Here is a 22,884-nt window from a genome sequence, read left to right as displayed (position 1 = left end):
CTTCGAACCCGCACCCTCTGGGTGATCCATCAAACGCGCCCCTCACGGCCATCAACACCATGATTTATATCGGAAATATTGAGATCCTGACAGCAAAATCAGCGATTTACTTGGGGAATGTGGGATGGAACAGAATAATCGGAATTCCTCTTTTAAGAGGCGTCGTGTTCTGGCGATGCTTTCTGCGGTACCCGCTGTCGGATTGCTGGGTGGAGCGCGCGCCGCCCAGGCCGCGACGCTGGATGAGATCCGTCAGCGCGGCTATATCAATGTCGCCAGCGAGGACGATTACCGGCCGTTTGAGTTCATGCAGGACGGTAAGGCGACGGGCTATGACATTGAACTTTTCAATGCCATCTCCAAGGGGTTTGACTTTAAGGTCCACCACGACATGATTCCATGGACGGGAATTTTGCCGGGTGTAACCACAGGAAAATACGATGCGGCAATCAGCGCCGTGCTGATCACGCCAGAGCGGCTGAAAGCGCTTGATTTCACCAGTCCGGTTTCAGAAAGTGTCGATTACTACGTCAAGCGCGCGAACGATACCCGGATCAAGACCATCGCAGATTTGAACGGTCTGACGCTCGGTGTCGAGGCGGGAAGCGCCATGTTGGCGCTGCTGCCGCAATTGAGCGATATGCTGAAGGCCAGTGGCGGCAAGCTGGGCAAGGTCGTGCAATATCAGGATTATCCCTCCGCCTATCAGGATCTGGCCTCGGGCAGGCTCGATTATGTCGTGAACACCTATCTCAGCCTCAGGGATTTGGTGAATAAGCGCCCATCGGTGTTCGCGCTGGGGCAGCCGGTTTCTAAGCCTTCCTATATTGGCTGGGCCCTGCAGAAAGGTAACAGCGCTTTGCTTGCGCTTCTGAATGCCAAGATCGCGGAGTCCAAAAAGGATGGTACGATGGCGGCCTTGCAGAAGAAGTGGTTTGGAACGGTTTTTACCGATTTGCCGGTTGAGCCCATCGCCAATTCATGAGTGAATACGACTTTATTTCGATGCTTCAGGGGCTGTGGGTTACGCTCACAGTTTCCCTGGCGGCTATTTGCATCGGTATACCATGTGGATTGGGGCTCGCGCTGATCCGTTGGCGCGGTGTGCCGTTCTTGTCGCTTTTTGTCGCGGCTTTGGTCAGCCTGTTGCGTGCGGTGCCGAGTGTCACGCTTGCATTGCTGATTTACTTTGCCTTGCCGGTATGGGGGATCTCACCTAGCCGGATGGAGGCCGCCATCGTTGTTCTGGCCTTGGGTACAATGGCGTTCGATTGTGAAATCTGGCGGTCTGGCCTCAGGGCTTTTCCGAAAGACCAGTTGGAGTCGGCGGTTGCATTCGGCATGCCGCGCGGCTTGCGCTTCAGGCGGATTGTCCTGCCGCAACTCATCCGCACCTGTCTGCCCGCCTTGATGAACGAAGCCACATTGATCATCAAGGTCAGCCCCGCCGTGGCGGTGATCGGGCTGGTGGATACGACCCGCGCCGCGGTGCGGGTCGGGGCGGAAACATACCAGCCCTTGCCACCATTCTTTGTCGCTCTGCTGCTGTACGTTGCTTTAATCGGGGCGTTGCTGGTTGCGCAGCGTTTTGTCGCACGCCGGTTTGGAGCTTCGTCATGATGGGGTGGGGTATCGTTTGGCAGCATGCCGGGCTCATCTTCAAGGGGCTGGTAACCACGATAGCGATCAGCTCCGTGTCCGTCTTTTGTGCCGTGCTCTTGGCGCTCATGTTGTTTGGTGTCGGGTTGCGCTGGAAGCTGTTCGACCGGTTGATCACCGCTTTCATCAATGGAATGCGCTGCGTACCGTTTCTCGTGCTGCTTTATTTCGTCTATTATGGCTTGCCGGTACTGCATATTTATCTGTCTCCCATTTATGCCGGGGTGTTGGCTCTCTCATTTTACAATGCCGCGTATTTCTCTGAGCTTTTGCGCGCGGCCTGGAAGCAGATTCCGCATGAGCAGGTGGAGGCGGGGTTGGCGTTTGGGCATTACGGGTTTCGTTTGCTGCGCCGGATTATTTTAAAACCGATGATCCAGATCGCATTGCCGACTTTTGGCAACCAAACCATCCAAGTGGTCAAGGATAGTGCCTTTCTCGTCATCATCACCGTCGAGGAGCTGACCTATTCAGCCAATGAACTTCAAGCCACCTATTATATCCCCTTTGCCTCTTTTCTTTGCGCGGCTCTGCTTTATTGGGCCATCTGTCTCGTTATCGAAGCTGGTATTCGAATCTCCACCCGCCGCGCGGAGATGATGCGGTGATCTCAAAAAGGAATCCCATGTCTATTGTTTCTCAGGCAGGAACAGGTAATCATTCCGTGCCCTTGCTTGCGATCAGCGGGTTACAGAAGAGCTTCGCCGGGCGAGAGATCCTCAAGGGGATTGATCTCACCGTCCAGAAGGGAGAGGTTGTGTGCATCCTGGGTCCGTCCGGGTCCGGGAAATCAACTTTGCTGCGCTGTATAAATTGGCTTGAGCAGCCGGATTCGGGTGAGATCCGGTTGGATGGCGTCAGGGTCGGTGTCAGGCGCGGCGGGCATATCCGCATGTCCGATGCGGAATTGGCCAAGATTCGAACCCGCATGGGTATGGTGTTTCAGCATTTCGGGCTATGGCCGCATCTTTCCGTGCTGGAGAACATCATCGAGGCGCCCGTGCATGTGCAGAGTCGGCCAAGGGCCGAGGCGCTGGCCGACGCGGAAATTCTTCTCGAAAAAGTTGGCTTGTCTGATAAGAAGAATGCCTATCCGGCGCATCTTTCAGGTGGCCAGAAACAACGTGTGGGGATTGCCCGCGCCTTGGCGATGCGTCCGGATCTTCTGTTGTTCGACGAACCGACAAGCGCGCTTGATCCTGAACTCGTCGGAGAAGTCTTCACCGTCATGCGCGATCTCGCGCGGGATGGCTACACGATGCTGGTTGTCACGCACGAGATGCAGTTCGCCCGGGATGTGTCGGATAGAATCATTTTTCTCGATCAGGGCTATGTGGTTGAGGATAGCAGACCGGAAGATTTCTTCACCGCCCCTAAGACTGAAAGAGCAAGGCAATTCATCCAACGTTACGTGAATTGCCGTTGATGGGCTGTCGGCTCAGGTTAGGGCAGGCTGGTGGTTTTGTGATTTCCTGATAAGGAGTTTCTTGATGTTTGATCTGGTTTTGCGTGGCGGGCGGGTCATCGATCCGGCGGCTGGCCGCGATGAGAATCTCGATATAGCGATCAAGGATGGAAAGATCGCCGCCATCGAGACGCAATTGCCGGTGGATAACGCGCGTGAGATCCTCGATCTGTCGGATAAGCTGGTGCTGCCCGGCATGATCGACACGCACGGTCATATCTATCAGCATGTCTCCGGCAAGTTTGGTCTGAACCCGGATCTTGTCGGCGTTTATTCAGGCGTGACCACGATCGTCGATCAAGGCGGTCCAAGCTGCATGACCATCGGTGGGTTCCGCCACTTCATTGCGGAACGCTCTCACACGCGTGTGCTTTGCTTTATTTCCGCCTATCTGGTCGGTGGGTTGGAAGGGCATCTTTACCCAGAGCTATACGGGCCCGGGCAATTGAATGTCGAGCACACCGTGCGGGTGGCGCGTGAGAATCCCGATATTGTAAAGGGCATCAAGGCGCATGCCGAAATTGGCGGCGCCTCGCGCTGGGGGCTGGAGGTCATTCATATCGGCAAGGAGATCGCGCGCGGTGCCGGACTGCCGCTTTACATCCATCTGGGGCAGCTTTGGCCCGAGAAGGACGGGGTCAGCATCGATCCTGATGAGGTGGTCCGCAATCTGATCCCCATCATGGAACCGGGCGATATTCTGGCCCATCCCTTCACCCGTCATCCTGGCGGCTTTCTGTCCGTGGAAACCGGGCAGGTGCACCCCGTGGTGTGGGAGGCGCTGGATCGCGGCGTTACCATCGATGTCGGTCACGGATCGCATTTTTCCTTTGAGATGGCGCGGCGGGTGATGGCGGAGGGCATACGGCCCTTTACGTTGGGGGCCGATATGCATGGTTACAATGTGCGTGTGCCGGAAGCCAGCGATGGCGATGCCCGCGCGGCCAATCCATTTTTCGGCGTTGCTCCCTTCAATCTCACCAACGCCATGACCAAGCTTTTGACCCTTGGCATGGATATGTCCGATGTGGTCGCCACCGTCACCGCCAACCCGGCGAGGATGTTGCGGATGGAAGATGAGATCGGCACGTTGCGGCCTGGCTTGGCGGCGGATATTTCCGTGCTGGATCTGCTGGAAGGACATTTCGAATTGGCCGATAATAGCGGCATGAAAGTCATCGCCCCACAGATGTTCATGCCTGTGCTGGCCATTCGCGCCGGCCGGCGATTCGATTGCAACAGCCCGCTCATCCCGGCTCCGCGGGAGGTGGTGGTTTGATGGCGTGGACAAGCGAGCAGATGCAAGGCTGGGGAGAGATGAGCCAGAAGGCACGCGATCTGGCATATGACAATAACGCCGCCGTGCCCGATGCGCCGGCATTGAAGGTGGAGCGTCTGGCGGCCTCGCAATCCTTTCGCGCCGCCCATGGTGGCGCGCTGGATCTGCCCTATGGTCCGTCGCCGCGCAATCGCTGGGACCTTTACCCGGCGGAGGACCCGGCCGCTCCCTGCCTGGTCTTTATTCATGGTGGCTATTGGCAATGGAACGGACGGGAGGATTTTGCCTGTCTCGCGGAGGGGCTGCGCGCGCATGGCTGGGCGGTCGCCATGCCGGGCTATTCCCTGGCGCCGGAAGCCAGCCTGACGCAGATCGTCATGGAGATCGACACGGCGTTGAACTGGCTGGCCGCGCATGGGGTGCTATATGGCATTACGGGAAAGATCGTCGTCTCGGGCTGGTCGGCGGGCGGGCATATGGCGGCGCTGGCGCTGGGTCATCCGTCCGTATCCGCGGGGCTTGCCATGTCTGGAATCTATGAGCTGGGCCCGCTGCGCGACACTTACCTCAACAAGGCGCTGCAATTGCGGGATGAAGAGGTGGACATGCTGTCGCCATTGCGGCGCGCGCCGGTGCAAAAGCCCCTGGCCATCGCCTATGGCTCGCGCGAGTTGCCGCATCTGGTGGCTAACAGCCGGGATCTGCATGCCCATCGCGCCGCCTCGCATGCGCCAGGCCCGCTTTATCAGATCTGCGGGGCTAATCATTTCACCTTGTTGGAGCAATTGCGCGACCCGCGGGGGGAGCTGACAAAATTGGCGCGAAGCCTCGTGTGAGGGGACCGGGCGAACACGAACTCTCCCCAGCGGCCTCGGGGGCGCATTTCCTCTCCACCGTCGCGGGCATTTGATCGGAGATCGTTGATCTGGATCAATGCGCTGCCCCGAGGAGCGATGTGGATGAACCGAACGCCCCAGCGGGGCGGAATGGTCGCTTTAGGGGAGGATCGCGGTGGAACGCAGGCCGCAGACTTTTTATGAACTCATGCGGGCGCAGGGCACCTCCCGCCGGTCTTTCCTGAAATTTTGCAGCCTGACGGCGGCGGCTCTGGGGCTTGAGCCGGCTTATGCCGGGCAGATCGCTCATGCCATGGAAACAAAACCGCGTTTGCCGGTGCTGTGGCTGCACGGGCTGGAATGCACATGCTGTTCGGAGAGCTTCATCCGCTCCGGCAATCCGCTCTCCTCCGATGTCATTCTGAAGATGATCTCGCTGGATTACGACGATACGCTGATGGCCGCCGCCGGATATCAGGCTGAGGCGATCCTCGATGAGATCCCTCGTAAATATCCGGGTGAATACGTGCTGGCGGTGGAGGGGAATCCACCGCTGAACGAGGATGGCATGTATTGCATCATCGGCGGCAAGCCCTTCGTGGAACGGCTGAAGCAGGTGGCCGCCAATGCCAAGGCCGTCATCGCCTGGGGGGCCTGCGCCTCCTGGGGCTGCGTGCAGGCGGCCCGGCCCAATCCCACCAACGCCGTGCCCATCGACAAGGTGATCACCGATAAGCCGATCATCAAGGTGCCGGGCTGCCCGCCGATCGCGGAGGTGATGACCGGCGTGATCTCTTATATTCTCACCTTCGATCGCCTGCCGGAGTTGGACAGCCGTGGCCGCCCGGCCATGTTCTATGGCCAGCGCATCCACGACAAATGCTATCGCCGCCCGCATTTCGACGCGGGTGAGTTCGTGGAAAGCTGGGATGACGAAGGTGCTCGGCGCGGCTATTGCCTGTACAAGATGGGGTGCCGCGGGCCGGTCACCTATAATGCCTGCTCCACCATACGCTGGAATGGCGGGGTTTCCTTTCCCATCCAGTCCGGCCATGGCTGTATCGGCTGTTCAGAGGATAATTTCTGGGATAACGGGCCGTTCTACAAGCATCTCTCGCATGTGGGCACGCCTTTCGGCATCGAGGCTTCGGCTGATCAGGTCGGCATCGGCGCCGCCGCGGTCGTCGGGGCGGGCATCGCCGTTCATGCGGGCGCCAGCGCCGTCAAGCATTTTTCCCATAAACCCTCGCAGGACACCAAGAACCATACCCGGAAGGATTCCGGGCAGGAAGGGGACCGCCAATGACCGTCGTGACTCCCAACGGCTTCACGCTGGATAATAGCGGCAAGCGCATGGTGGTCGATCCCGTCACCCGGATCGAGGGCCATATGCGTTGCGAGGTCAATCTCGATTCTAGCAACATCATCCGCAACGCCGTATCCACCGGCACGATGTGGCGTGGGCTGGAAGTGATCCTCAAGGGGCGCGACCCCCGCGATGCCTGGGCCTTTTGCGAGCGTATCTGCGGCGTGTGCACCGGCACCCATGCGCTCACCTCCGTGCGCGCGGTGGAGGATGCGCTCAAGATCCAGATCCCGGAAAACGCCAACACCATTCGCAACATGATGCAGCTCACCTTGTGGGTGCATGATCATCTGGTGCATTTCTATCATCTGCACGCGCTGGATTGGGTGGACGTCATCAGCGCCCTCAAGGCCGACCCCAAGGCCACCAGCGCGTTGGCGCAAGGCCTCTCGCCCTGGGGGAACTCCTCCCCGGGCTATTTCTCGGATACGCAGGCCCGGCTGCGCCGCTTCGTCGATTCAGGGCAGCTCGGCCCGTTCATGAATGGTTATTGGGGCAATCCGGCCTATCTGCTGCCGCCGGAAGCCAACCTGATGGCCGTGGCGCATTATCTCGAAGCGCTGGATTTCCAGCGTGAAATCGTGAAGATCCACACTGTTTTCGGCGGCAAGAACCCGCATCCCAACTGGCTGGTGGGCGGCATGGCCTGCGCCATCAACATGGATGCGCCGATGGCCGCCGGCGCGCCGGTGAATCAGGTGCAGCTCAATCTGGTCTCGGATATTATCGACCGCACCATCGCCTTCATCGATCAGGTTTATGTTCCGGACGTGCGGGCCATCGCCGGGTTCTACAAGAATTGGGATTACGGCCAGGGACTGGCGGGCAAGAACGTGCTCTCTTACGGAGAGTTTCCCCGTCACGCCAATGATTATACGGACCTGATGATCCCGCGCGGGGCGATCATCAATGGCAATCTCTCCGAGATTCACGATGTCGATCTGGCCGACCCGGCGCAGGTGCAGGAATTCGTCGATCATTCCTGGTATAAATACCCCGATGAGTCCAAGGGGCTGCATCCCTGGGACGGCATGACCGATCCGGATTTCGTGCTGGGCCCCAACACGCTCGGCACGAAGACCGACATCAAGCAGATCGACGAGGGCGCCAAATATTCATTCATCAAGGCGGCGCGCTGGCGTGGCCACGCCATGGAGGTCGGGCCGCTCTCTCGTTTCACCATCGGCTATGCGCAGGGCAATCCCGCCTTCAAGGAGCCGGTCGACAAGCTGCTGGGCGATCTCGGCTTGCCCTTCGGCGCGCTGTTCACCACGCTGGGCCGCACCGCCGCCCGCGCGCTGGAGGCAAGCTGGGCCGCGCACACGTTGCGCGACTGCCACGATCACCTCATTGCCACGATCGTGGCGGGAGACAGCACCACCGCCAACACCGCGCTGTGGGAACCTTCCAGCTGGCCCGCCGAGGCCAAGGGGGTTGGTTTCGCGGAGGCGCCGCGCGGCGCGCTGGGCCATTGGCTGCACATCAAGGACACCAAGATCGAATCCTACCAGGCGGTGGTGCCCACCACCTGGAACGGCTCCCCGCGCGATCCGGCCGGAAATATCGGTGCCTTCGAGGCGTCGCTGCTCGGCACCCCGCTGGCCGATCCATCCCAACCGCTGGAAATTCTGCGCACGCTGCATAGTTTCGATCCCTGCCTCGCCTGCTCGACCCATGTCATGGCACCCGATGGCGGCGAGTTGGTCCGCGTGCAGGTGCGTTGAGTCATGGACGCGCCCATTCCCGGCAAAACCATCGAGACGCATGCCCCCGTCTATGTCTATGAATTGCCGGTGCGGCTTTGGCATTGGGTCACGGCGGCCTGTATCGTGGTTCTGTCCATCACCGGCTTTCTCATCGGGCATCCGGCCTGGCCACTTTTCGTTGGGGAGCCCGACCATCATTATCTGATGGGCGACATACGCTTCATTCATTTCGCGGCCGCCTATATTCTCACCTTCGCCTTCCTGGGGCGCATTTACTGGGCGCTGGTGGGCAACCGTTATGCGCGGGAGATTTTCCTGCCCGCGTTCTGGAGCCGCCAATGGCGGCATGAGTTCTACATGTCCGTGCGCTGGTATCTGTTCCTGGAGCGTGATTCCCAGCGCGAGGCTGGGCATAATCCCGTGGCGCAAATGGCGATGTTCCTGCTCTTCGTGCTGGGCATCCTGTTCCAGATCGTCACGGGCTTCGCGCTATATGGCGAGGGGGCCGGTCCGGGTTCGCTGTCCGGCATGCTGTTCACCAGTTGGGTGATCCCGCTGTTCGGCGGCAGTCAGCAGGTTCATACCTGGCATCATCTGGGCATGTGGTACATTCTGCTGTTCGTGATGGCGCATATCTATCTCGTCATCCGTGAGGAGATCATGTCCCGCCAGACGATGCTGAGCGCGATGATCAGCGGCTGGCGCTTCTTCAAGGATAAACGCCCATGACGGACCAGACCCCATGACCCGGATCACCGTGCTGGGTGTTGGCAATATTCTGTGGGCTGATGAGGGGTTTGGCGTGCGCGCCGTGGAGCTGCTGCATGAGCGCCATATCTTCCCGGAGCATGTGGCATTGGTGGATGGCGGCACGCAGGGGCTGGCCTTGCTGCCGCTGGTGGAAGATTCCGATGTGCTGGTGATTCTCGACGCGGTGGATTATGTGCTGCCGCCTGGCTCGCTGTTCATGGCCGACGATGACGACGTGCCGCGTTGCCTGACCGCCAAGAAAATCAGCCTGCACCAAACCAGCATGCTGGATGTTCTGGGGCTGGCCCGCTTGTCCGGCAGACTGCCCGCCCATATCCGCCTCATCGGCGTGCAGCCTTGCGATCTGGAAACCTATGGCGCCAGCATGTCGGCGCCGGTGCGCGCCCAGCTGGACCCCGCCCTGGCCGAGGCGCTGGCCTATCTGGCGCGGTTTGGCGTGGCGGCCGTGCCCCGTCCCGCCACGCGGGCGCCGGAGCCGCTCGGCCCCCTATCCGTGACCTTGGCGCCTTACGAGGCGGCGAGATCCTCATGAGCGCCCCGGCTTTGTCGGCGCCGTTGCGGCGTCTGCTGGGCCTGCCCGGCGTCGCGGCGCTGAGCGGGGCATCGCTCGGCCCTTTCGTGGCGCATGGGGTGAGCGCCCTGTTCTTTACCGGCAACAGCGCCCGCTATCCTGAGATCGACGATCTTGCCGTGGTGCTGCCGGAATTGATGAAGGCATTTCCGGGCGTGTTTCGCCTGGGGGTGGTCGACCCGGACCAGGAGCGCGAACTGGCCGTGCGGTTCAAGGTCACCGTGCGTCCCACATTGGTGTTCCTACGCGACGGCACGGTGCTCGGCAGCCTGCCGCGCATGCGCGACTGGGCGGTTTATCTGGACGGCATTGCCGCCTTGCTCGCCACGGAACCTGTCTGAGATGAGCCTCACACCCGAGCCCGGTCCCGCCTACCTGTCGATGCCAAGCACGGTGGCGCAATATGTCCCCCCCTTGTTGCCCGAGGATACGGCCCTGCGCAGCGCCGGCGCGCAATGGCTGGAGCGCATGGCGGCGGCGCTGGAGAGTTGGCGCGCGGATGCCCCCGGCATGGTGCTGGATCTGCGCGGCGCCTCTCCGGAGGGGCTGCGTTTTCTCAAGGAGGTTCTTGGCGCCGGCGAGGTCTCCGCCCTGGCCATGGGCAACCCGGATCTGCAGGTGGAGGAAACCGTCTTCGCCGGGTTGTGGCGCGTGCGCGGCGAAGGGGTCGATTATCTTGAAGCCGCGGACATCCCCGCCATTTTGCGCCGGCGCGCCGTGGCCGGGCAACTGGCTCTGCCGGACCCGGCGGACCTACCGGGCGATCTCGTCAATGCCCCGCATGTTTTCGCGGAGATTCTGGCCCGCCACGACGCCTTTGAACGAAGCGGCGCGGCGCATGTGTTCAATTTCGACTTGGTGCCGATGTCGGATGCCGATCTGGGCTGGCTGGTGCGCATGCTGGGCGAGGGGCCGGTGGTCATCGTCTCGTCCGGCTATGGGGCTTGCCGGGTCCGCAGCACCGGGCTGAACGGCGCCTGGTGGGTGCAATTTTCCAACGCCAGCGATATTCTGATTCTCAATACGCTTGAAATTTGCGCGGTTCCCGCCGTAGCCTGCGCCGCGCCAGAGGACATCGCCGATTCAGCCAGACGCATTCGCGCGCTCGGTGCCGCCTATGGCTGAGAGGACGCCGTATGCAGGCACGTTATGAATGCCGTATCTGCTGGCATGTTTACGATCCCGCCGATGGCGACGAAGTCCGGCAGATCCCGCCTGGCACGGCCTTCGAGGATCTCCCCGCGGACTGGACCTGTCCGGTCTGCGACGCCGCCCGGGATAAATTCATCCGGCTGGATGACGGCGATGCATGAAATGGCCCTGTGCGAGGGGCTGGTGCAGTCTCTGATGGAGCAGGCATCTTCCCAGGATTTCAGCAAGGTGCATCGGATCTGGCTGGAAATTGGGGCGTTGGCCACGGTGGAACCGGAGGCGATGCGGTTCAATTTCCCCATCGTCGCGCGTGGCACGCTGGCCGAGGAGGCGGTGCTGGAAATCCTGCCGGTGGACGGGCATGGCTGGTGCATGCAATGCTCCACCCCGGTAGCGGTGAGGGCCTTTGGCGCGGGTTGCCCGCTCTGCGGCGGGTTTCAGCTGCAAATCAGCGATGGCCAGCAGATGCGGATCAAACAATTGGAGGTTTCCTGAATATGTGCGGCATTTGCGGCTGCGGCGAGGATCATCACGGTCATTCTCACGACCACGATCATCACCAGCGCGAGCCGGCGCACGCGCATGCGCCCGGCTTGTCCAAAACCCGCATGCTGCGGGTTGAACAGGACATCATGGCCGCCAACCAGCGCCATGCCGATGAGAATCGTGCCGTTTTCGCCAGGCGGGGCATTCTGGCCCTCAATCTCGTTTCGTCTCCCGGCTCGGGTAAAACCAGCCTGCTGGTGCGCACGCTTGAGGCGCTGAAGGCGGAATTGCCGGTGGCGGTGATCGAGGGCGACCAGCAGACCGGGCTGGATGCCGCGCGGATCGAGGCCACGGGCGTGCCGGCCCACCAGATCAACACGGGCAAGGGCTGCCATCTGGACGCGCACGGCATCGGCCATGCGCTGGAGCATTTGCCGGACCTGCAAGGGGGCATCCTGTTCATCGAGAATGTCGGAAATTTGGTCTGCCCCGCCGGGTTCGATCTGGGCGAGGCTCACAAGGTCGTGGTTCTTTCCACCACCGAGGGTGAGGATAAGCCACTCAAATATCCCGACATGTTCCACGCCGCGGATCTGATGCTGCTCAACAAGGCCGACCTGCTGCCTCATGTCGATTTTGCCGTGGACAAGGCCCAGGAGCATGCGCGGCGTGTGCATCCTGGCATCAAGAGCATCCTGCTCTCCGCCCGCACGGGCGAGGGGTTTGACACCTGGCTCGCCTGGCTGCGCGCGGCGGCGGCGTTGGCGCGCATCGCCGCTTAGGTTCGTTTGTGTGCCAGGTTCGTGCTGCGCCTGGTGGCTAGGGGGTGTTTTGGCGCGGCATCGCTTCTTCAATCTCCTTGGTTAGTGTCCTGACAAGATCTGCGGCAGGCATGGCGCGCGCCAGCGGTGCGCCCTGGCCGGCCCAATGGGCGGCGAAACCATGTTCGCCCTTGGCCTTCGCCGCGGCGTGCAAGGCTTTGCCGGCGTCATAGGCGATGGGATAGTCGGGTGGCGGACGATCCCCGGCACTCTCTTCAAGAGCCGTGAAGCGGTTGGCAAGAGCGCGGGCCGGCCTGCCGGAGATCAGCCTCGTAAGGCGCGTATGGTACGCTCCAGGCCCCATGAGGGCCGCGCGGTAAGCTGCATCCGCCGCGGATTCGGTGGTGGGGATGAAGGCGGTGCCAAGCTGCGCCGCCACCGCGCCAAGGGATAGGGCCGCGGCGATTCCAGCACCGTCCATGATCCCACCGGCACTGATCACCGGCAGCCTCGCCTCGCGCACAAGCAACCGCGTCAGCGCCATCGTCCCAAGCGCGTCATCCGGTTCGGTCGGATCGAACATGCCGCGATGCCCACCGGCCTCAATGCCTTGCGCAATCACGGCATCCAGGCCCGCGTTTTGAATCCTCTCCGCCTCTCGCGGACATGTCGCGCTCGCCAGCAGCATTATGCCGGCGGCCTTCAATGCCCTGACGGCCTCGGGCGTGGGCAAGCCAAAATGAAAACTGACCACGGGCGGTTTTGTCTCCAGCAGCATGGAGAGCATGTCCGGAGCCTCGGCAAAGCTTTTGTAAATGCTTCGAAGATGCGGCGGAGGTTCCGCGCCGAATTCCGCGAAAACCGGTGCCAGCCACTCCAGCCAAGCGGCGTCTTTGGCCGGGTTGGCCTGGGCCGGCGCGTGCGCGAACAGGTTGACGTTGAAAGCCAGCTTCGTTCTCGCCTGAAGTTCTGTGATCATCGCGCGCGCGCCGGTGGCATCGGTGGCGCCGACACCGATGGACCCCAGACCGCCGGCATTCGATACGGCGGCGGCGAGGGCGGGGGTTGAAACACCCGCCATCGGCGCCTGGATGATCGGTAGTGCGATCCCGAGCTTGTTCATCATGGTTTTCTCCGTCGTGCCGTGGCGTCTGGTGTTCATGGATTGAGAATATTAATTGACACATTTTTATATATTAAGAATACATCTTTGAACAAATTCTGCAACGGAGAATTTTCTGGTGGACCTCGCCTCGCTCGCCATGTTCCGAACTGTCGCAAGAGAGCGCAGCATCACCCGCGCCGCGGACTTGCTTGGGCGGGTTCCCTCGAATGTCACCACGCGGATCCAGCAGCTTGAGACCGAAATCGGGGTGGCGCTCTTCGAGCGTGACAAGAGGGGGATGGAACTCACGGTCTCGGGCAAGGTTTATCTCGATTATGTGGAGCGGATACTGAGTCTGGCCGATGAAGCGCGGCAGACCGTCAACCCAACGCGTCCCGCCGGGCGGATGAGGATCGGCTCGATGGAGTGCGCGCTCGCCAGTCGGCTGCCAGCGCCGCTTGCGGCATATAACGCCCAATGGCCGGAGGTGACGTTGGAGCTTTCGGCCGGTCCGACCCAGGCGCTGATCGGCGCCTTGCTGGCCCACCGGATCGATTGCGGCTTCATTGCCGCGCCACCCGGAGCGTGGTGCCTGTCATCGGCGGAGTTGGAAAAGGTGCCTCTGTTTCGGGAGGAGCTGCTTCTCGTGCTGCCTCCTGGACACCCCGTGGTCCGAACCCCCCAAGACATCGGGCCGAAATCGCTTGCCGCCTTTGCCCCAGGCTGCACTTACAGAATGCTCGCCGAGGCATGGCTGAACCCGGCCGGGCGGGGCGGCTTTGCCGTTCACGATATAGGCTCTTACCATGCAATGTTCGCCTGCACGGTCTCTGGAGCCTGCGTCAGCGTCATGCCCAAAAGCGTGTTCGCCCTCCTGAAGGGCGCCGCTCAAGTCGTTGTGCGACCCCTGATGACGGTGGACACCTATCTCGCATGGCGGCCTGGCTTTGCGACGCCAGCTTTTAGCGCCTTGCGAGACGAGATGATGAAGGTCGCGAACATCGAGATGTCGGCCCATGCGGAAAAGTGATCTTGCGGTTTCGCGGGCGGCCGGGAGGGCTTGCGATATTCCCTGAGGACACTGGAGCGGGCGAAGGGATTCGAACCCTCGACCCCAACCTTGGCAAGGTTGTGCTCTACCCCTGAGCTACGCCCGCATTCTGTCCCGCCGAATACCAGGTCTGGTAAATTGGAGCGGGCGAAGGGATTCGAACCCTCGACCCCAACCTTGGCAAGGTTGTGCTCTACCCCTGAGCTACGCCCGCTCGCGGCGTGGGAGGCTCTTTATAGGGGCACGCGGCGGATTGCAAGATCGTTCAGGCACGTTTGCGCCCTGTTCGTCTTTGGGGTGTGAGAGCCGGGATCCTTCCTATATAAGGGGGCGAGAACCCTATGACGGAACAAAATAAAATGAACACGCTGTTCAACGACGCGCCGGGCGCGCCAGCCGCCGGCGGGGCGCCCTTCATTACCGATGGCGATCAGGCCGGTTTCATGACCGATGTCATCGAGGCATCGCGCGAGCTGCCGGTGATGGTGGATTTCTGGGCGACATGGTGTGGCCCATGCAAAACCCTCACCCCGGCGCTGGAGAAGGTCATTCGCGCCCAGAATGGCCGTGTGAAGCTGGTGAAGATCGATGTGGACAAGAACCAGGCGCTGGTGGCGCAGCTCACCCGCATGGGGCTGCCATTGCAGTCCGTGCCCACGGTTGTCGCTTTTTGGCAGGGGCAGATCGCGGATACTTTCTCCGGTGCGTTGCCGGAGAGCGAGCTGAAGCGGTTTGTGGAAGGGTTGCTGAAACTCGCCGGTTCATCGGCTCCTGGCGAGGAGCTTGTCGCCGAGGGCAAGGCGTTGCTGGAGCAAGGCCAGGCGGAGCAGGCCGCGCAATATTTCGGGGCGGCCTTGCAGGAAGCGCAGGACAAACCCGAAGCCTGGGGAGGGCTGGTGCGCGCCCTGCTCGGCATGGGCGATGAACACCGGGCGGAGCAATTGCTCGCTCAGGTGCCGGAGGCGCTGGCCCAGCATCCCGAGATCACCGGCGCGCGCGCGGTGCTGACCCTGGCGCAGGAAGGCCGCAAGGCACAATCCGCCATGGCTGGGCTGGAGCAGCGCCTGACCGCGAATCCAGACGATCATGAGGCGCGTTATGAGCTGGCCACGGCCTTGAACGCCAGCGGCGCGCGGGCCGAGGCCGCGGCGGCGCTGCTGGAGATCATCCAGCGCGACCGGAGCTGGAACGAGGATGGCGCCCGGCTGCAATTGCTGAAATTCTTCGAGGCCTGGGGCATGGACGATCCGGCGACCATGGCGGCCCGGCGCAAGCTTTCCGCCATGCTGTTCCGTTAAACGGATGACGGACGACGCACAGCGCCTCGACAGCCTGCCGGAGGAGTTTCCGGTTTTCCCGCTCGGTGGCGCGCTGCTGCTGCCGCAAGGGCGGCTGCCGTTGAATATTTTCGAACCACGCTATCTGGCGATGGTCGAGGACGCGCTGGGCGAGGGGCGGTATTTTGGCATGGTGCAGCCGGATAAACGGCTGCTTCCGGGAGAGAACGGGCCAGGCCTGTTCCGCACCGGCTGTCTGGGCCGCATCTCCTCCTTCGAGGAAACGGATGACGGGCGCTATCTGATCACGCTGACCGGCGTGATCCGCTTTACCATTGCCGAGGAAATCGAGGCGCGGCGCGGTTACAGGAGGGTACGCGCGGGGCTCGCGGGGTTTGCGGCGGATCTGCGCGGTGGCGATGAGGCGTTGCCGTTTCCACGCCAGCTCTTGCTGGATGCGTTGGCGCGCTATTTCGCGGCGGCCAGCGTCGAGGCGAATTGGGAGGCGATCGGCGAGATGAGCGATCCGGCACTGGTCACCTCGCTCTGCATGGCCTGTCCCTTTACGAATGAGGAAAAACAGGCCCTGTTGGAGGCGCGCGATCTCACCCGGCGGGCCGAAGCCCTGCGCGCCTTGTTGGAGATCGACTCCTTCGATGGCGGCCCGGGAAACGGCAAGATACCCAAGGCGAGTTAAGATGATGACCGATGCAACGAATGAACCCGGGCCGGACCCCCGCCTGCTCGAAATGCTGGTTTGCCCGCTCACGCGCGGGCCGCTGCGCTACGACCCCACGCGCGCCGAGCTGATCAGCGAGAAGGCCGGGCTGGCGTTTCCCATACGCAATGCCATTCCCATTATGTTGGTGGAGGAGGCGAGGCGGCTCGATCCGTGACGCGGGCGGAGGGGGAGGCCACGAAAGAAGGGTCGGCAACGCGCATGCGCGTCACCGCGGTGATCGTCGCGGTGGCGCTGTTCATGCAGAATCTCGACTCGACGGTGGTGACCACGGCGCTGCCGGCCATGGCCAAGAGCTTCGGCACGGACCCGCTTTATATGAGCGTGGCGGTCACCTCCTATCTGATTTCACTGTCGGTGTTCATTCCAGCCTCGGGCTGGGTGGCGGATAGGTTCGGCGCCCGGCAGGTGTTCCGCGCCGCGGTGATCCTCTTTACGCTCGGTTCGGTTTTTTGTGGTCTGGCGCCGAATTTGTTGGCGCTGGTGGCCGCGCGTGTGCTGCAGGGGCTGGGTGGTGCCATGATGCTGCCGGTGGGGCGGCTCTTGCTGCTGCGCTCGGTCAGCCGGGCGCAGATGGTCTCGGCCATGGCCTGGCTGACCATGCCGGCCTTGCTGGGGCCGGTATTGGGGCCGCCTTTGGGTGGTTTCATCGTTTCGGTGGCGTCCTGGCGCTGGGTGTTCGACATTAACGTGCCGATTGGCCTCGCGGGGGCCGTCGCGGTGTCCCTGTTTATTCCCGATGTTCGTGAGGACGGGCGTGGCGGGCATTTGGATGTGCCGGGCATCGTGCTGTCCGGTCTGGCGATGGCGCTGCTGATGGCCGGGCTGGAAACAGTGGGGCGCGGTTTGATTCCCCTGGGCTGGACGCTGGCGGCCTTTGCCGGGGGCGGGCTGGCCTGCCTGCTTTACGGGCTGCATGCGAGGCGGGCGGAAAACCCGGTGCTGGACTTGTCCTTGATGCGGGTGCCGACCTTTGCGGTCTCGCTGCTGGCGGGCAGTCTGTTCCGCGTGGCGGTGGGGGCCTTGCCGTTTTTGTTGCCGCTCATGCTTCAGCTTGGCTTTGGCATGTCGCCTTTGCAAAGCGGGCTGGTCACCTTTACCGCGGCGGCGGGGGCGTTGCTGATGAAGCTGGCCGCGCAGCCTGTGCTCGCGCGGTTCGGTTTCCGGGCCGTGCTGGTGTGGAATGGCGTGGTCTCGGCCGTGACCATGGCGGCTTGCGCCGCTTTCCGGCCTGACTGGCCGGTTTGGCTAATGGATGGGGTGCTGTTCGTCGCCGGGTTTTTCCGTTCCCTGCAATTCACGGCCTATAACTCGATCGCATATGGCGATATTCCGCGCCAGCGCATGTCCGCGGCCACCACGCTTTATTCCACGGTCCAGCAATTGTCGCTGACGATGGGCATTGTGGCGGGGGCGGCCAGCCTTGAGGTTTCAAGCTGGTTCAGCGGTCATGCCACGCCGGACTTGTCCGATTATGCGGTGGCGTTTCTGGTGGTGGCGCTGGCGGCTCTGGCGGCTTGCCCGCTTTGCGCGCGTTTGCCCCGGAACGCGGGGGAAGTGCTCAGCGGGCATCACGATCAGGGGTGAGGGGGGGCTTTCGTGCCTCAGCCGCAATCCTTGGGCAGCAGAAAGCGCTTGAGACTGGCCGTGCCCGAGGATAGTTGCCGCCATGTGCTGGTGACCAGAAACTCCGCCGTGGCGGCGGTGGGGAATCCTTCATCGATGCGGGCGGTGGCGGCATCCGTCCGGTTGGGGCCCGCCAGCGTCAATGCCAGTTCGTGCAGACCAGGATTATGCCCAATGACGATGGCGCTGCGCACGGTCTCCGGCAAATCGCGCAGCGTGCCCAATATTTGCGGCGGGGTGGCGTTGTATAATTGGGGCAGCGCGTCGATGTTCGGCCATTCATCCCATACGGGGGCGTTTTCCAGCTCTTCCAGCGTTTGCTGCGTCCGTTGCGCGGTGGAGACCAGGACGACTTCGGGTGCCAGCCCGGCCCGTCGCATGGCCTGACCGATCTTGCCGGCGGCCTTGCGGCCCTTATCCGTCAGGGCGCGGTCATGGTCGGCCAGGCCCTTGGTCTCGGTTTCCGCCTTGGCATGACGCATAAGAATCAACTGGTGCATGAGCAGGATAGTGCCATGGTATAATCAGGATGTCGCCCCTATCTAGGCTCACGGATTATACGGGAAGGACTGCATGAAGCTGATGCGGCAAAAGCTTGAAAGGCGTGGATTTTTGGCCGGTGCGGCGGCTTTGGCGGCCACAAGGCCCGCTTTGGCGGCCCCCTTGCCCATACCGCCTGGCAATGAAATGCGCTTCAAGATTTTGCGCAATGGCTCACCGATTGGTGAACAGCATATGAAATTTACTCAAAGCGGAGACGATCTGCGTGTCGACATCAATGCCGATCTCGTGGTGACCCTGGCGGGGATCCCGGTATTTCATTATCGGGCCAGCGCGGTGGAGCGCTGGTCCGGTGGGCATTTCAGCCGGTTGGACAGCCAGGTGAATCACAATGGCACCAAACTCTCCGTTCAGGCGGATCCGATTCCGGGTGGCTATGCGGTGCAAAGTACCAAGGCGGGGGATTATGAATATACCGGCCAGCCGAAGATGCTGCCTTTGACCTACTGGAACAAGGCCATGCTGAAGGCGATGATTCTGAATGTGGAAACTGGGCGGCATTACCCCGCCATCGTCAATTCTCCTGGGTGGAACAAATTACCCACGGCCGAGGGAGGCTTCGTCATCGCGCAGCGTTTCAATGTGACGGGAAAATTGCATTTGTCCGTCTGGTACGATCAATACGACCAGTGGTCGGGCTTGGCGTTCAACGTGGATGGCCATGAAACGTTCCAGAAATACATGACCTGAGGCGGAATGATTTAGCCGAAGGTTTCTTCTGGGTGGCGTAGATGCCAGAGCCTTTCATGCGCGGCCACCAGGCTTTCGATGCTTTTACGTCGATTGGCGTCGGGCGGCACGGTGCGGCGTGTCAGCATGGATTCCAGGATCCGCAGAAGCTGTTCGGCGATTTCGTAATCTCCCTGGTCGCAGGCATGATGGAAGGCGAGCAGGATCTTGTCCGATAGGCGGCGGCTATAGCGTGGCGTAGCTGTTTGTGTCCGGGAGGACGGGGAGTCTAGATCGTCTCCAGGGGGTATCAAACCTGCCATGATCGTTTCATCCGGTCGTGAGGTGGTGGGTGGAGGAGAGGACTTTATAAAAAGGGCCGGTGCGAGACTTTGTAAAGTGGTTCATCTCAATTTTTGTACAAAACTTGCGTTTCCAGTGTCTTGTATAGTCCGCGCATGGCTCGTCCAATGAATTATTCAGCGAATCTTAGAAGAATTTTACTTTTCACGCCAGAAAAAAACAAAACCCTCTGAAAAATCAGGAAGTTCCTGTTGTTCAGAGGGGTTTCTTTGTTATGTGATATTAATAATTGTTAGTTCAAATTATCGTCATGCCGGGTCGGCTGGTGCCTCGAAATCGGCAAAGGCTTCCTCCCAGGATCCCGAGGTCGCGGCTTTGCTGTATTCCGTGGAGCGGTTCTCAAAAAAATTCGCGTGTTCGACCGCGTTCAGCATCTCATCCAGCCAGGGGAGGGGATTTTTCTCCACATGGAAGAGGGCGTTCAGCCCCAGCCCGGCCAGGCGGCGGTCGGCGATATAGCGGATATAGCGCTTGACCTCGGCGGCCGTCAGCCCTTCCACGGCGCCGAGTTCAAAAGCGAGGTCGATGAAGCTGTCTTCATGATCCACGATGGTGGCGCAGGTAAGATAGATCTCCCGGCGCAGCTCTTCGGTCCAGAGTTCAGGGTTTTCAGAGATGAAGGTGCTGTACAGTTTCGTGACAGATTCACAATGAAGCGATTCATCCCGAACCGACCACGTAATGATCTGTCCCATGCCCTTCATTTTGTTGAAACGCGGGAAGTTCAGCAGGATGGCGAAGGTGGCGAAGAGTTGCAGCCCTTCGGTGAAGGCGCCGAAAGCGGCGAGGGTCTTGGCGATCTCATGCTTGTTCTCGACGGAGAAGCTGTGCATGTAGTCGTATTTGTCCTTCATCTCCTTGTATTTGAGGAAGGCTTGGTACTCCACCTCGGGCATGCCCACCGTGTCCAGCAGATGGGAATAGGCAGCGATATGCACGGTCTCGATGTTCGAGAAGGCCGAGAGCATCATCAGCACCTCGGTGGGTTTGAACACCTGCGCGTACTGCTTCATGTAGCAGTTGTTCACCTCGACATCCGCCTGGGTGAAGAAGCGGAAAATCTGGGTGAGAAGATTGCGTTCCGCCTCGGTGAGCTTCTTGTGCCAGTCGCGCACATCTTCAGCCAGGGGCACTTCCTCGGGCAGCCAATGCACGCGCTGCTGGATCAGCCATGCCTCATAGGCCCAAGGGTAGCGGAAGGGTTTATAGACCGGGTTTTCGGTCAGCAAATCCATCTTCTTGTCCGCCTCGGGGGCGATAATCTGTCCACTCATGATAAAAGCCTTCAAAGACTGGGCCATGGCCCTGATCCTTTAAATGGAAATTTGGAGCAAGCGCCCCGCGGGAAGCCCGCCACCCGCGCGGATCAAGATTGATCTTGCTGGGGCTTCCCGGTCTTGGCCGCCATTATTGGCAGGCCAGGCATTCCTCATATTGATTGCCGCTGGCCGCCAGCGGCAATTTGTCGCCGGTATCGTTGGCCTCGCCCACGGATACGGTCGCCTTTTGTTTCTTCTCGGAGACATTGTCGGCGCGCTGAATGGAAAGCGAGCGGCAGTAATAGAGTGACTTCACGCCCTTCTTCCAGGCCTGGAAATGGATCTGATGCAGGTCGCGCTTATGCACGTTCGCCGGTAGAAACAGATTGATCGACTGGCTCTGGCAGATGAACGGCGCGCGGTCCGCCGCATGCTCCACCACCCAGCGCTGGTCCAGCTCGAACGCGGTCTTGAACACGTCCTTCTCGTGCGGGCTCAGGAAGTCCAGATGCTGCACCGAGCCTTTATTGATGGTGATGGAGGACCAAGTCTCCTCATCGTCCCGTCCGTACCCGGCCAGCACTTTCTTCAGCGCCCGGTTGCGTACCGAGAAACTGCCCGAGAGCGTCTTTTGCAGGAACACATTGGCGCTGATCGGCTCGATCCCCGGGGAGGCATTGCCCGCGATGATGGAGATGGACGCTGTCGGCGCAATGGCGATCTTATGCGAGAACCGCTCCTCGATCCCGTAATCCGCCGCATCCGGGCAGGCGCCGCGCTCGGCCGCCAGGGTCTTGGAGGCTTTGTCCGCCTGCGCGCGGATATGCTTGAACATCTTGGTGTTCCACACCTTCGCCATCACGCTTTCCCACGGGATGTTGTTGTCCTGCAGGAAGGAGTGGAAGCCCATCACGCCCATGCCGACGGAACGCTCCCGGAAGGCGGCATATTTGGCGCGCTCCATGGAATCGGGCGCCTTCTGGATGAAATCCTCCAGCACATTGTCCAGAAACCGCATCACATCTTCGATGAACTGTTCATTCTGGTGCCACTCGAACCAGGTTTCGAGATTCAACGAGGAGAGGCAGCACACGGCGGTGCGCTGCTTGCCATATTGGTCAACGCCGGTCGGCAGCGTGATCTCGGCGCAGAGATTGGAGGTTTTGACCTCCAGCCCCGCCAGCTTGTGCTGCTCGGGCCGGGCATTGTTCACATGGTCGGAATAAATGATGTAGGGCTCGCCCTGCTCGATGCGCGTGGTGAGAATGCGGATCCAAAGCGCGCGCGCGGAGATGGAGCGCACGACGCTGTTATCCTTGGGCGAACGCAGCCCCCACATCTCGTCCTTCTCCACGGCGCGCATGAAATCGTCCGAGACCAGCACGCCATGGTGCAGGTTCAGCGCCTTGCGGTTGGGATCGCCGCCGGTGGGGCGGCGCATATCCACGAACTCCTCGATCTCGGGATGCCAGACCGGCAAATACACCGCCGCCGAGCCTCGCCGCAGCGAGCCCTGGGAGATGGCGAGCGTCAGGCTGTCCATCACGCGGATGAACGGGATAATCCCGGAGGTTTTGCCGTTCTGCCCCACCTTCTCGCCGATGGAGCGCAAATTGCCCCAATAGGAGCCGATGCCCCCCCCCTTGGAGGCCAGCCACACATTCTCGTTCCACAGCCCGACAATGCCATCCAGGCTGTCCGTCGCCTCGTTGAGGAAGCAAGAGATCGGCAGCCCGCGATCCGTGCCGCCATTGGAGAGCACGGGCGTGGCGGGCATGAACCACATTTTCGAGATATAATCGTAAAGCCGCTGGGCGTGGGCCTGATCGTCCCCGTAATAGGAGGCGACACGCGCGAACAGATCCTGATAGCCTTCGCCGGGCAGCAGATAACGGTCATCCAGCGTGGCGCGGCCGAAATCCGTCAGCAGCGCGTCGCGCGACCGGTCCAGCTTCACCTGGAAGCGGCCCGGCATCTGCACGGGCGCATCCAGCAGCACGGCTTCAGGCTTTGTCATCATGTTCATCTTATGCCGGACCCCTGTTCATAAAGCGGTCATCATAACAACATATGGTGACCGCGCCGTGCAATCGCTACTAGCACTGCGAAGGTCACTTTTAATGCACGAAATGGGCTTGCCTTGAGTCCAAGACGAGTCCGGCCCACTGGCGGGCCAGGAGGC

The 22,884-nt window shown here is 61.1% G+C and carries 26 protein-coding genes and 2 tRNA genes; 21 read left to right on the top strand and 7 right to left on the bottom strand.

Going from position 1 to position 22,884, the window contains the following annotated elements; all coding sequences use genetic code 11:
• Positions 1-124: 124 nt before the first annotated feature.
• The 15 genes from AB7D48_RS15630 (at position 125) to hypB (ending at position 12,073) form a co-directional block, all read left to right on the top strand.
• Entirely contained in the window at positions 125-985 is an 861-nt protein-coding gene (locus AB7D48_RS15630) for a transporter substrate-binding domain-containing protein (protein ID WP_427981047.1), read from the top strand.
• Positions 982-1,620, top strand: a complete 639-nt coding sequence (locus AB7D48_RS15625; RefSeq protein ID WP_427981044.1) for an amino acid ABC transporter permease — start codon at positions 982-984, stop codon at positions 1,618-1,620. The genes AB7D48_RS15630 and AB7D48_RS15625 overlap by 4 nt, the downstream gene beginning before the upstream one ends.
• Positions 1,617-2,267, top strand: coding sequence for an amino acid ABC transporter permease (locus AB7D48_RS15620; protein ID WP_427981041.1), 651 nt, complete (start codon positions 1,617-1,619; stop codon positions 2,265-2,267). Before AB7D48_RS15625 ends, AB7D48_RS15620 begins: the two co-directional genes overlap by 4 nt.
• Positions 2,268-2,284: 17 nt before the next feature.
• Positions 2,285-3,085, top strand: coding sequence for an amino acid ABC transporter ATP-binding protein (locus tag AB7D48_RS15615; RefSeq protein WP_427981038.1), 801 nt, complete (start codon positions 2,285-2,287; stop codon positions 3,083-3,085).
• A 64-nt stretch (positions 3,086-3,149) separates the two neighbouring features.
• On the top strand, positions 3,150-4,403 hold the full coding sequence (locus tag AB7D48_RS15610; RefSeq protein ID WP_427981035.1) for an amidohydrolase/deacetylase family metallohydrolase: 1,254 nt from the start codon (positions 3,150-3,152) through the stop codon (positions 4,401-4,403).
• Complete coding sequence (locus tag AB7D48_RS15605) at positions 4,403-5,239, top strand: alpha/beta hydrolase (protein ID WP_427981032.1); 837 nt, start codon at positions 4,403-4,405, stop codon at positions 5,237-5,239. Before AB7D48_RS15610 ends, AB7D48_RS15605 begins: the two co-directional genes overlap by 1 nt.
• 175 nt (positions 5,240-5,414) lie before the next feature.
• Complete coding sequence (locus AB7D48_RS15600; protein ID WP_427981029.1) at positions 5,415-6,545, top strand: hydrogenase small subunit; 1,131 nt, start codon at positions 5,415-5,417, stop codon at positions 6,543-6,545.
• Positions 6,542-8,329 (top strand): nickel-dependent hydrogenase large subunit, encoded by a 1,788-nt coding sequence (locus AB7D48_RS15595; RefSeq protein WP_427981026.1) that lies wholly within the window; start codon positions 6,542-6,544, stop codon positions 8,327-8,329. Before AB7D48_RS15600 ends, AB7D48_RS15595 begins: the two co-directional genes overlap by 4 nt.
• A gap of 3 nt (positions 8,330-8,332) precedes the next feature.
• On the top strand, positions 8,333-9,040 hold the full coding sequence (gene cybH / locus AB7D48_RS15590) for a Ni/Fe-hydrogenase, b-type cytochrome subunit (protein ID WP_427981023.1): 708 nt from the start codon (positions 8,333-8,335) through the stop codon (positions 9,038-9,040).
• Positions 9,041-9,053: 13 nt separating this feature from the next.
• Positions 9,054-9,614: a HyaD/HybD family hydrogenase maturation endopeptidase gene (locus AB7D48_RS15585; protein WP_427981020.1), complete on the top strand. Its 561-nt coding sequence runs from the start codon at positions 9,054-9,056 to the stop codon at positions 9,612-9,614.
• Positions 9,611-9,994, top strand: a complete 384-nt coding sequence (locus AB7D48_RS15580) for a hydrogenase (RefSeq protein ID WP_427981017.1) — start codon at positions 9,611-9,613, stop codon at positions 9,992-9,994. The genes AB7D48_RS15585 and AB7D48_RS15580 overlap by 4 nt, the downstream gene beginning before the upstream one ends.
• Before the next feature lies 1 nt (position 9,995).
• Complete coding sequence (locus AB7D48_RS15575) at positions 9,996-10,778, top strand: hydrogenase expression/formation C-terminal domain-containing protein (RefSeq protein ID WP_427981014.1); 783 nt, start codon at positions 9,996-9,998, stop codon at positions 10,776-10,778.
• An 11-nt stretch (positions 10,779-10,789) separates the two neighbouring features.
• A complete protein-coding gene (locus AB7D48_RS15570; protein WP_427981011.1) occupies positions 10,790-10,966 on the top strand; it encodes a rubredoxin in 177 nt (58 codons plus the stop codon).
• Complete coding sequence (gene hypA / locus AB7D48_RS15565) at positions 10,959-11,300, top strand: hydrogenase maturation nickel metallochaperone HypA (RefSeq protein ID WP_427981008.1); 342 nt, start codon at positions 10,959-10,961, stop codon at positions 11,298-11,300. The genes AB7D48_RS15570 and hypA overlap by 8 nt, the downstream gene beginning before the upstream one ends.
• Before the next feature lie 2 nt (positions 11,301-11,302).
• Positions 11,303-12,073 (top strand): hydrogenase nickel incorporation protein HypB, encoded by a 771-nt coding sequence (gene hypB, locus AB7D48_RS15560; protein WP_427981005.1) that lies wholly within the window; start codon positions 11,303-11,305, stop codon positions 12,071-12,073.
• Between the two features lie 37 nt (positions 12,074-12,110).
• On the opposite strand, the gene AB7D48_RS15555 is transcribed toward hypB, so the two are convergent.
• A complete protein-coding gene (locus tag AB7D48_RS15555; RefSeq protein ID WP_427981002.1) occupies positions 12,111-13,214 on the bottom strand; it encodes an NAD(P)H-dependent flavin oxidoreductase in 1,104 nt (367 codons plus the stop codon).
• Between the two features lie 79 nt (positions 13,215-13,293).
• On the opposite strand from AB7D48_RS15555, the gene AB7D48_RS15550 reads away from it, so the two are divergent.
• Positions 13,294-14,187: a LysR family transcriptional regulator gene (locus tag AB7D48_RS15550; RefSeq protein ID WP_427980999.1), complete on the top strand. Its 894-nt coding sequence runs from the start codon at positions 13,294-13,296 to the stop codon at positions 14,185-14,187.
• Between the two features lie 52 nt (positions 14,188-14,239).
• Here AB7D48_RS15550 and AB7D48_RS15545 read toward each other — a convergent pair.
• Both AB7D48_RS15545 and AB7D48_RS15540 read right to left on the bottom strand, forming a co-directional pair.
• Positions 14,240-14,314, bottom strand: a tRNA-Gly gene (locus AB7D48_RS15545).
• A 33-nt stretch (positions 14,315-14,347) separates the two neighbouring features.
• Positions 14,348-14,422, bottom strand: a tRNA-Gly gene (locus AB7D48_RS15540).
• Between the two features lie 145 nt (positions 14,423-14,567).
• On the opposite strand from AB7D48_RS15540, the gene AB7D48_RS15535 reads away from it, so the two are divergent.
• The 4 genes from AB7D48_RS15535 to AB7D48_RS15520 are packed head-to-tail and all read left to right on the top strand — an operon-like array spanning position 14,568 to position 17,811.
• Complete coding sequence (locus AB7D48_RS15535; RefSeq protein ID WP_427980996.1) at positions 14,568-15,506, top strand: tetratricopeptide repeat protein; 939 nt, start codon at positions 14,568-14,570, stop codon at positions 15,504-15,506.
• 4 nt (positions 15,507-15,510) lie between these two features.
• Entirely contained in the window at positions 15,511-16,182 is a 672-nt protein-coding gene (locus tag AB7D48_RS15530; protein ID WP_427980993.1) for an LON peptidase substrate-binding domain-containing protein, read from the top strand.
• Between the two features lie 4 nt (positions 16,183-16,186).
• Positions 16,187-16,381 carry a Trm112 family protein gene (locus AB7D48_RS15525; RefSeq protein ID WP_427981053.1) on the top strand — a complete coding sequence of 65 codons (195 nt, stop codon included), beginning with the start codon at positions 16,187-16,189 and terminating at the stop codon, positions 16,379-16,381.
• A 44-nt stretch (positions 16,382-16,425) separates the two neighbouring features.
• Positions 16,426-17,811: an MFS transporter gene (locus tag AB7D48_RS15520; RefSeq protein ID WP_427980990.1), complete on the top strand. Its 1,386-nt coding sequence runs from the start codon at positions 16,426-16,428 to the stop codon at positions 17,809-17,811.
• A gap of 17 nt (positions 17,812-17,828) precedes the next feature.
• Here the strand turns inward: AB7D48_RS15520 and AB7D48_RS15515 are convergent, their stop codons facing one another.
• Positions 17,829-18,350 carry a SixA phosphatase family protein gene (locus AB7D48_RS15515; RefSeq protein ID WP_427980987.1) on the bottom strand — a complete coding sequence of 174 codons (522 nt, stop codon included), beginning with the start codon at positions 18,348-18,350 and terminating at the stop codon, positions 17,829-17,831.
• A 73-nt stretch (positions 18,351-18,423) separates the two neighbouring features.
• Here AB7D48_RS15515 and AB7D48_RS15510 point away from each other — a divergent pair, with 73 nt between their 5' ends.
• Entirely contained in the window at positions 18,424-19,101 is a 678-nt protein-coding gene (locus tag AB7D48_RS15510) for a DUF6134 family protein (protein ID WP_427980984.1), read from the top strand.
• Positions 19,102-19,112: 11 nt separating this feature from the next.
• On the opposite strand, the gene AB7D48_RS15505 is transcribed toward AB7D48_RS15510, so the two are convergent.
• The 3 genes from AB7D48_RS15505 to AB7D48_RS15495 all read right to left on the bottom strand — a co-directional run bounded on the left by AB7D48_RS15505 (position 19,113) and on the right by AB7D48_RS15495 (position 22,728).
• Positions 19,113-19,403: a hypothetical protein gene (locus tag AB7D48_RS15505; RefSeq protein ID WP_427980981.1), complete on the bottom strand. Its 291-nt coding sequence runs from the start codon at positions 19,401-19,403 to the stop codon at positions 19,113-19,115.
• A 288-nt stretch (positions 19,404-19,691) separates the two neighbouring features.
• Positions 19,692-20,717 (bottom strand): ribonucleotide-diphosphate reductase subunit beta, encoded by a 1,026-nt coding sequence (locus tag AB7D48_RS15500; protein ID WP_427980978.1) that lies wholly within the window; start codon positions 20,715-20,717, stop codon positions 19,692-19,694.
• Between the two features lie 133 nt (positions 20,718-20,850).
• Positions 20,851-22,728 (bottom strand): ribonucleoside-diphosphate reductase subunit alpha, encoded by a 1,878-nt coding sequence (locus tag AB7D48_RS15495; protein WP_427980975.1) that lies wholly within the window; start codon positions 22,726-22,728, stop codon positions 20,851-20,853.
• Positions 22,729-22,884: the final 156 nt, after the last annotated feature.

This window comes from Acidocella sp., assembly GCF_050253495.1.
Lineage (GTDB): Bacteria > Pseudomonadota > Alphaproteobacteria > Acetobacterales > Acetobacteraceae > Acidocella.
This window is presented reverse-complemented; position numbering and strand designations above follow the sequence as displayed.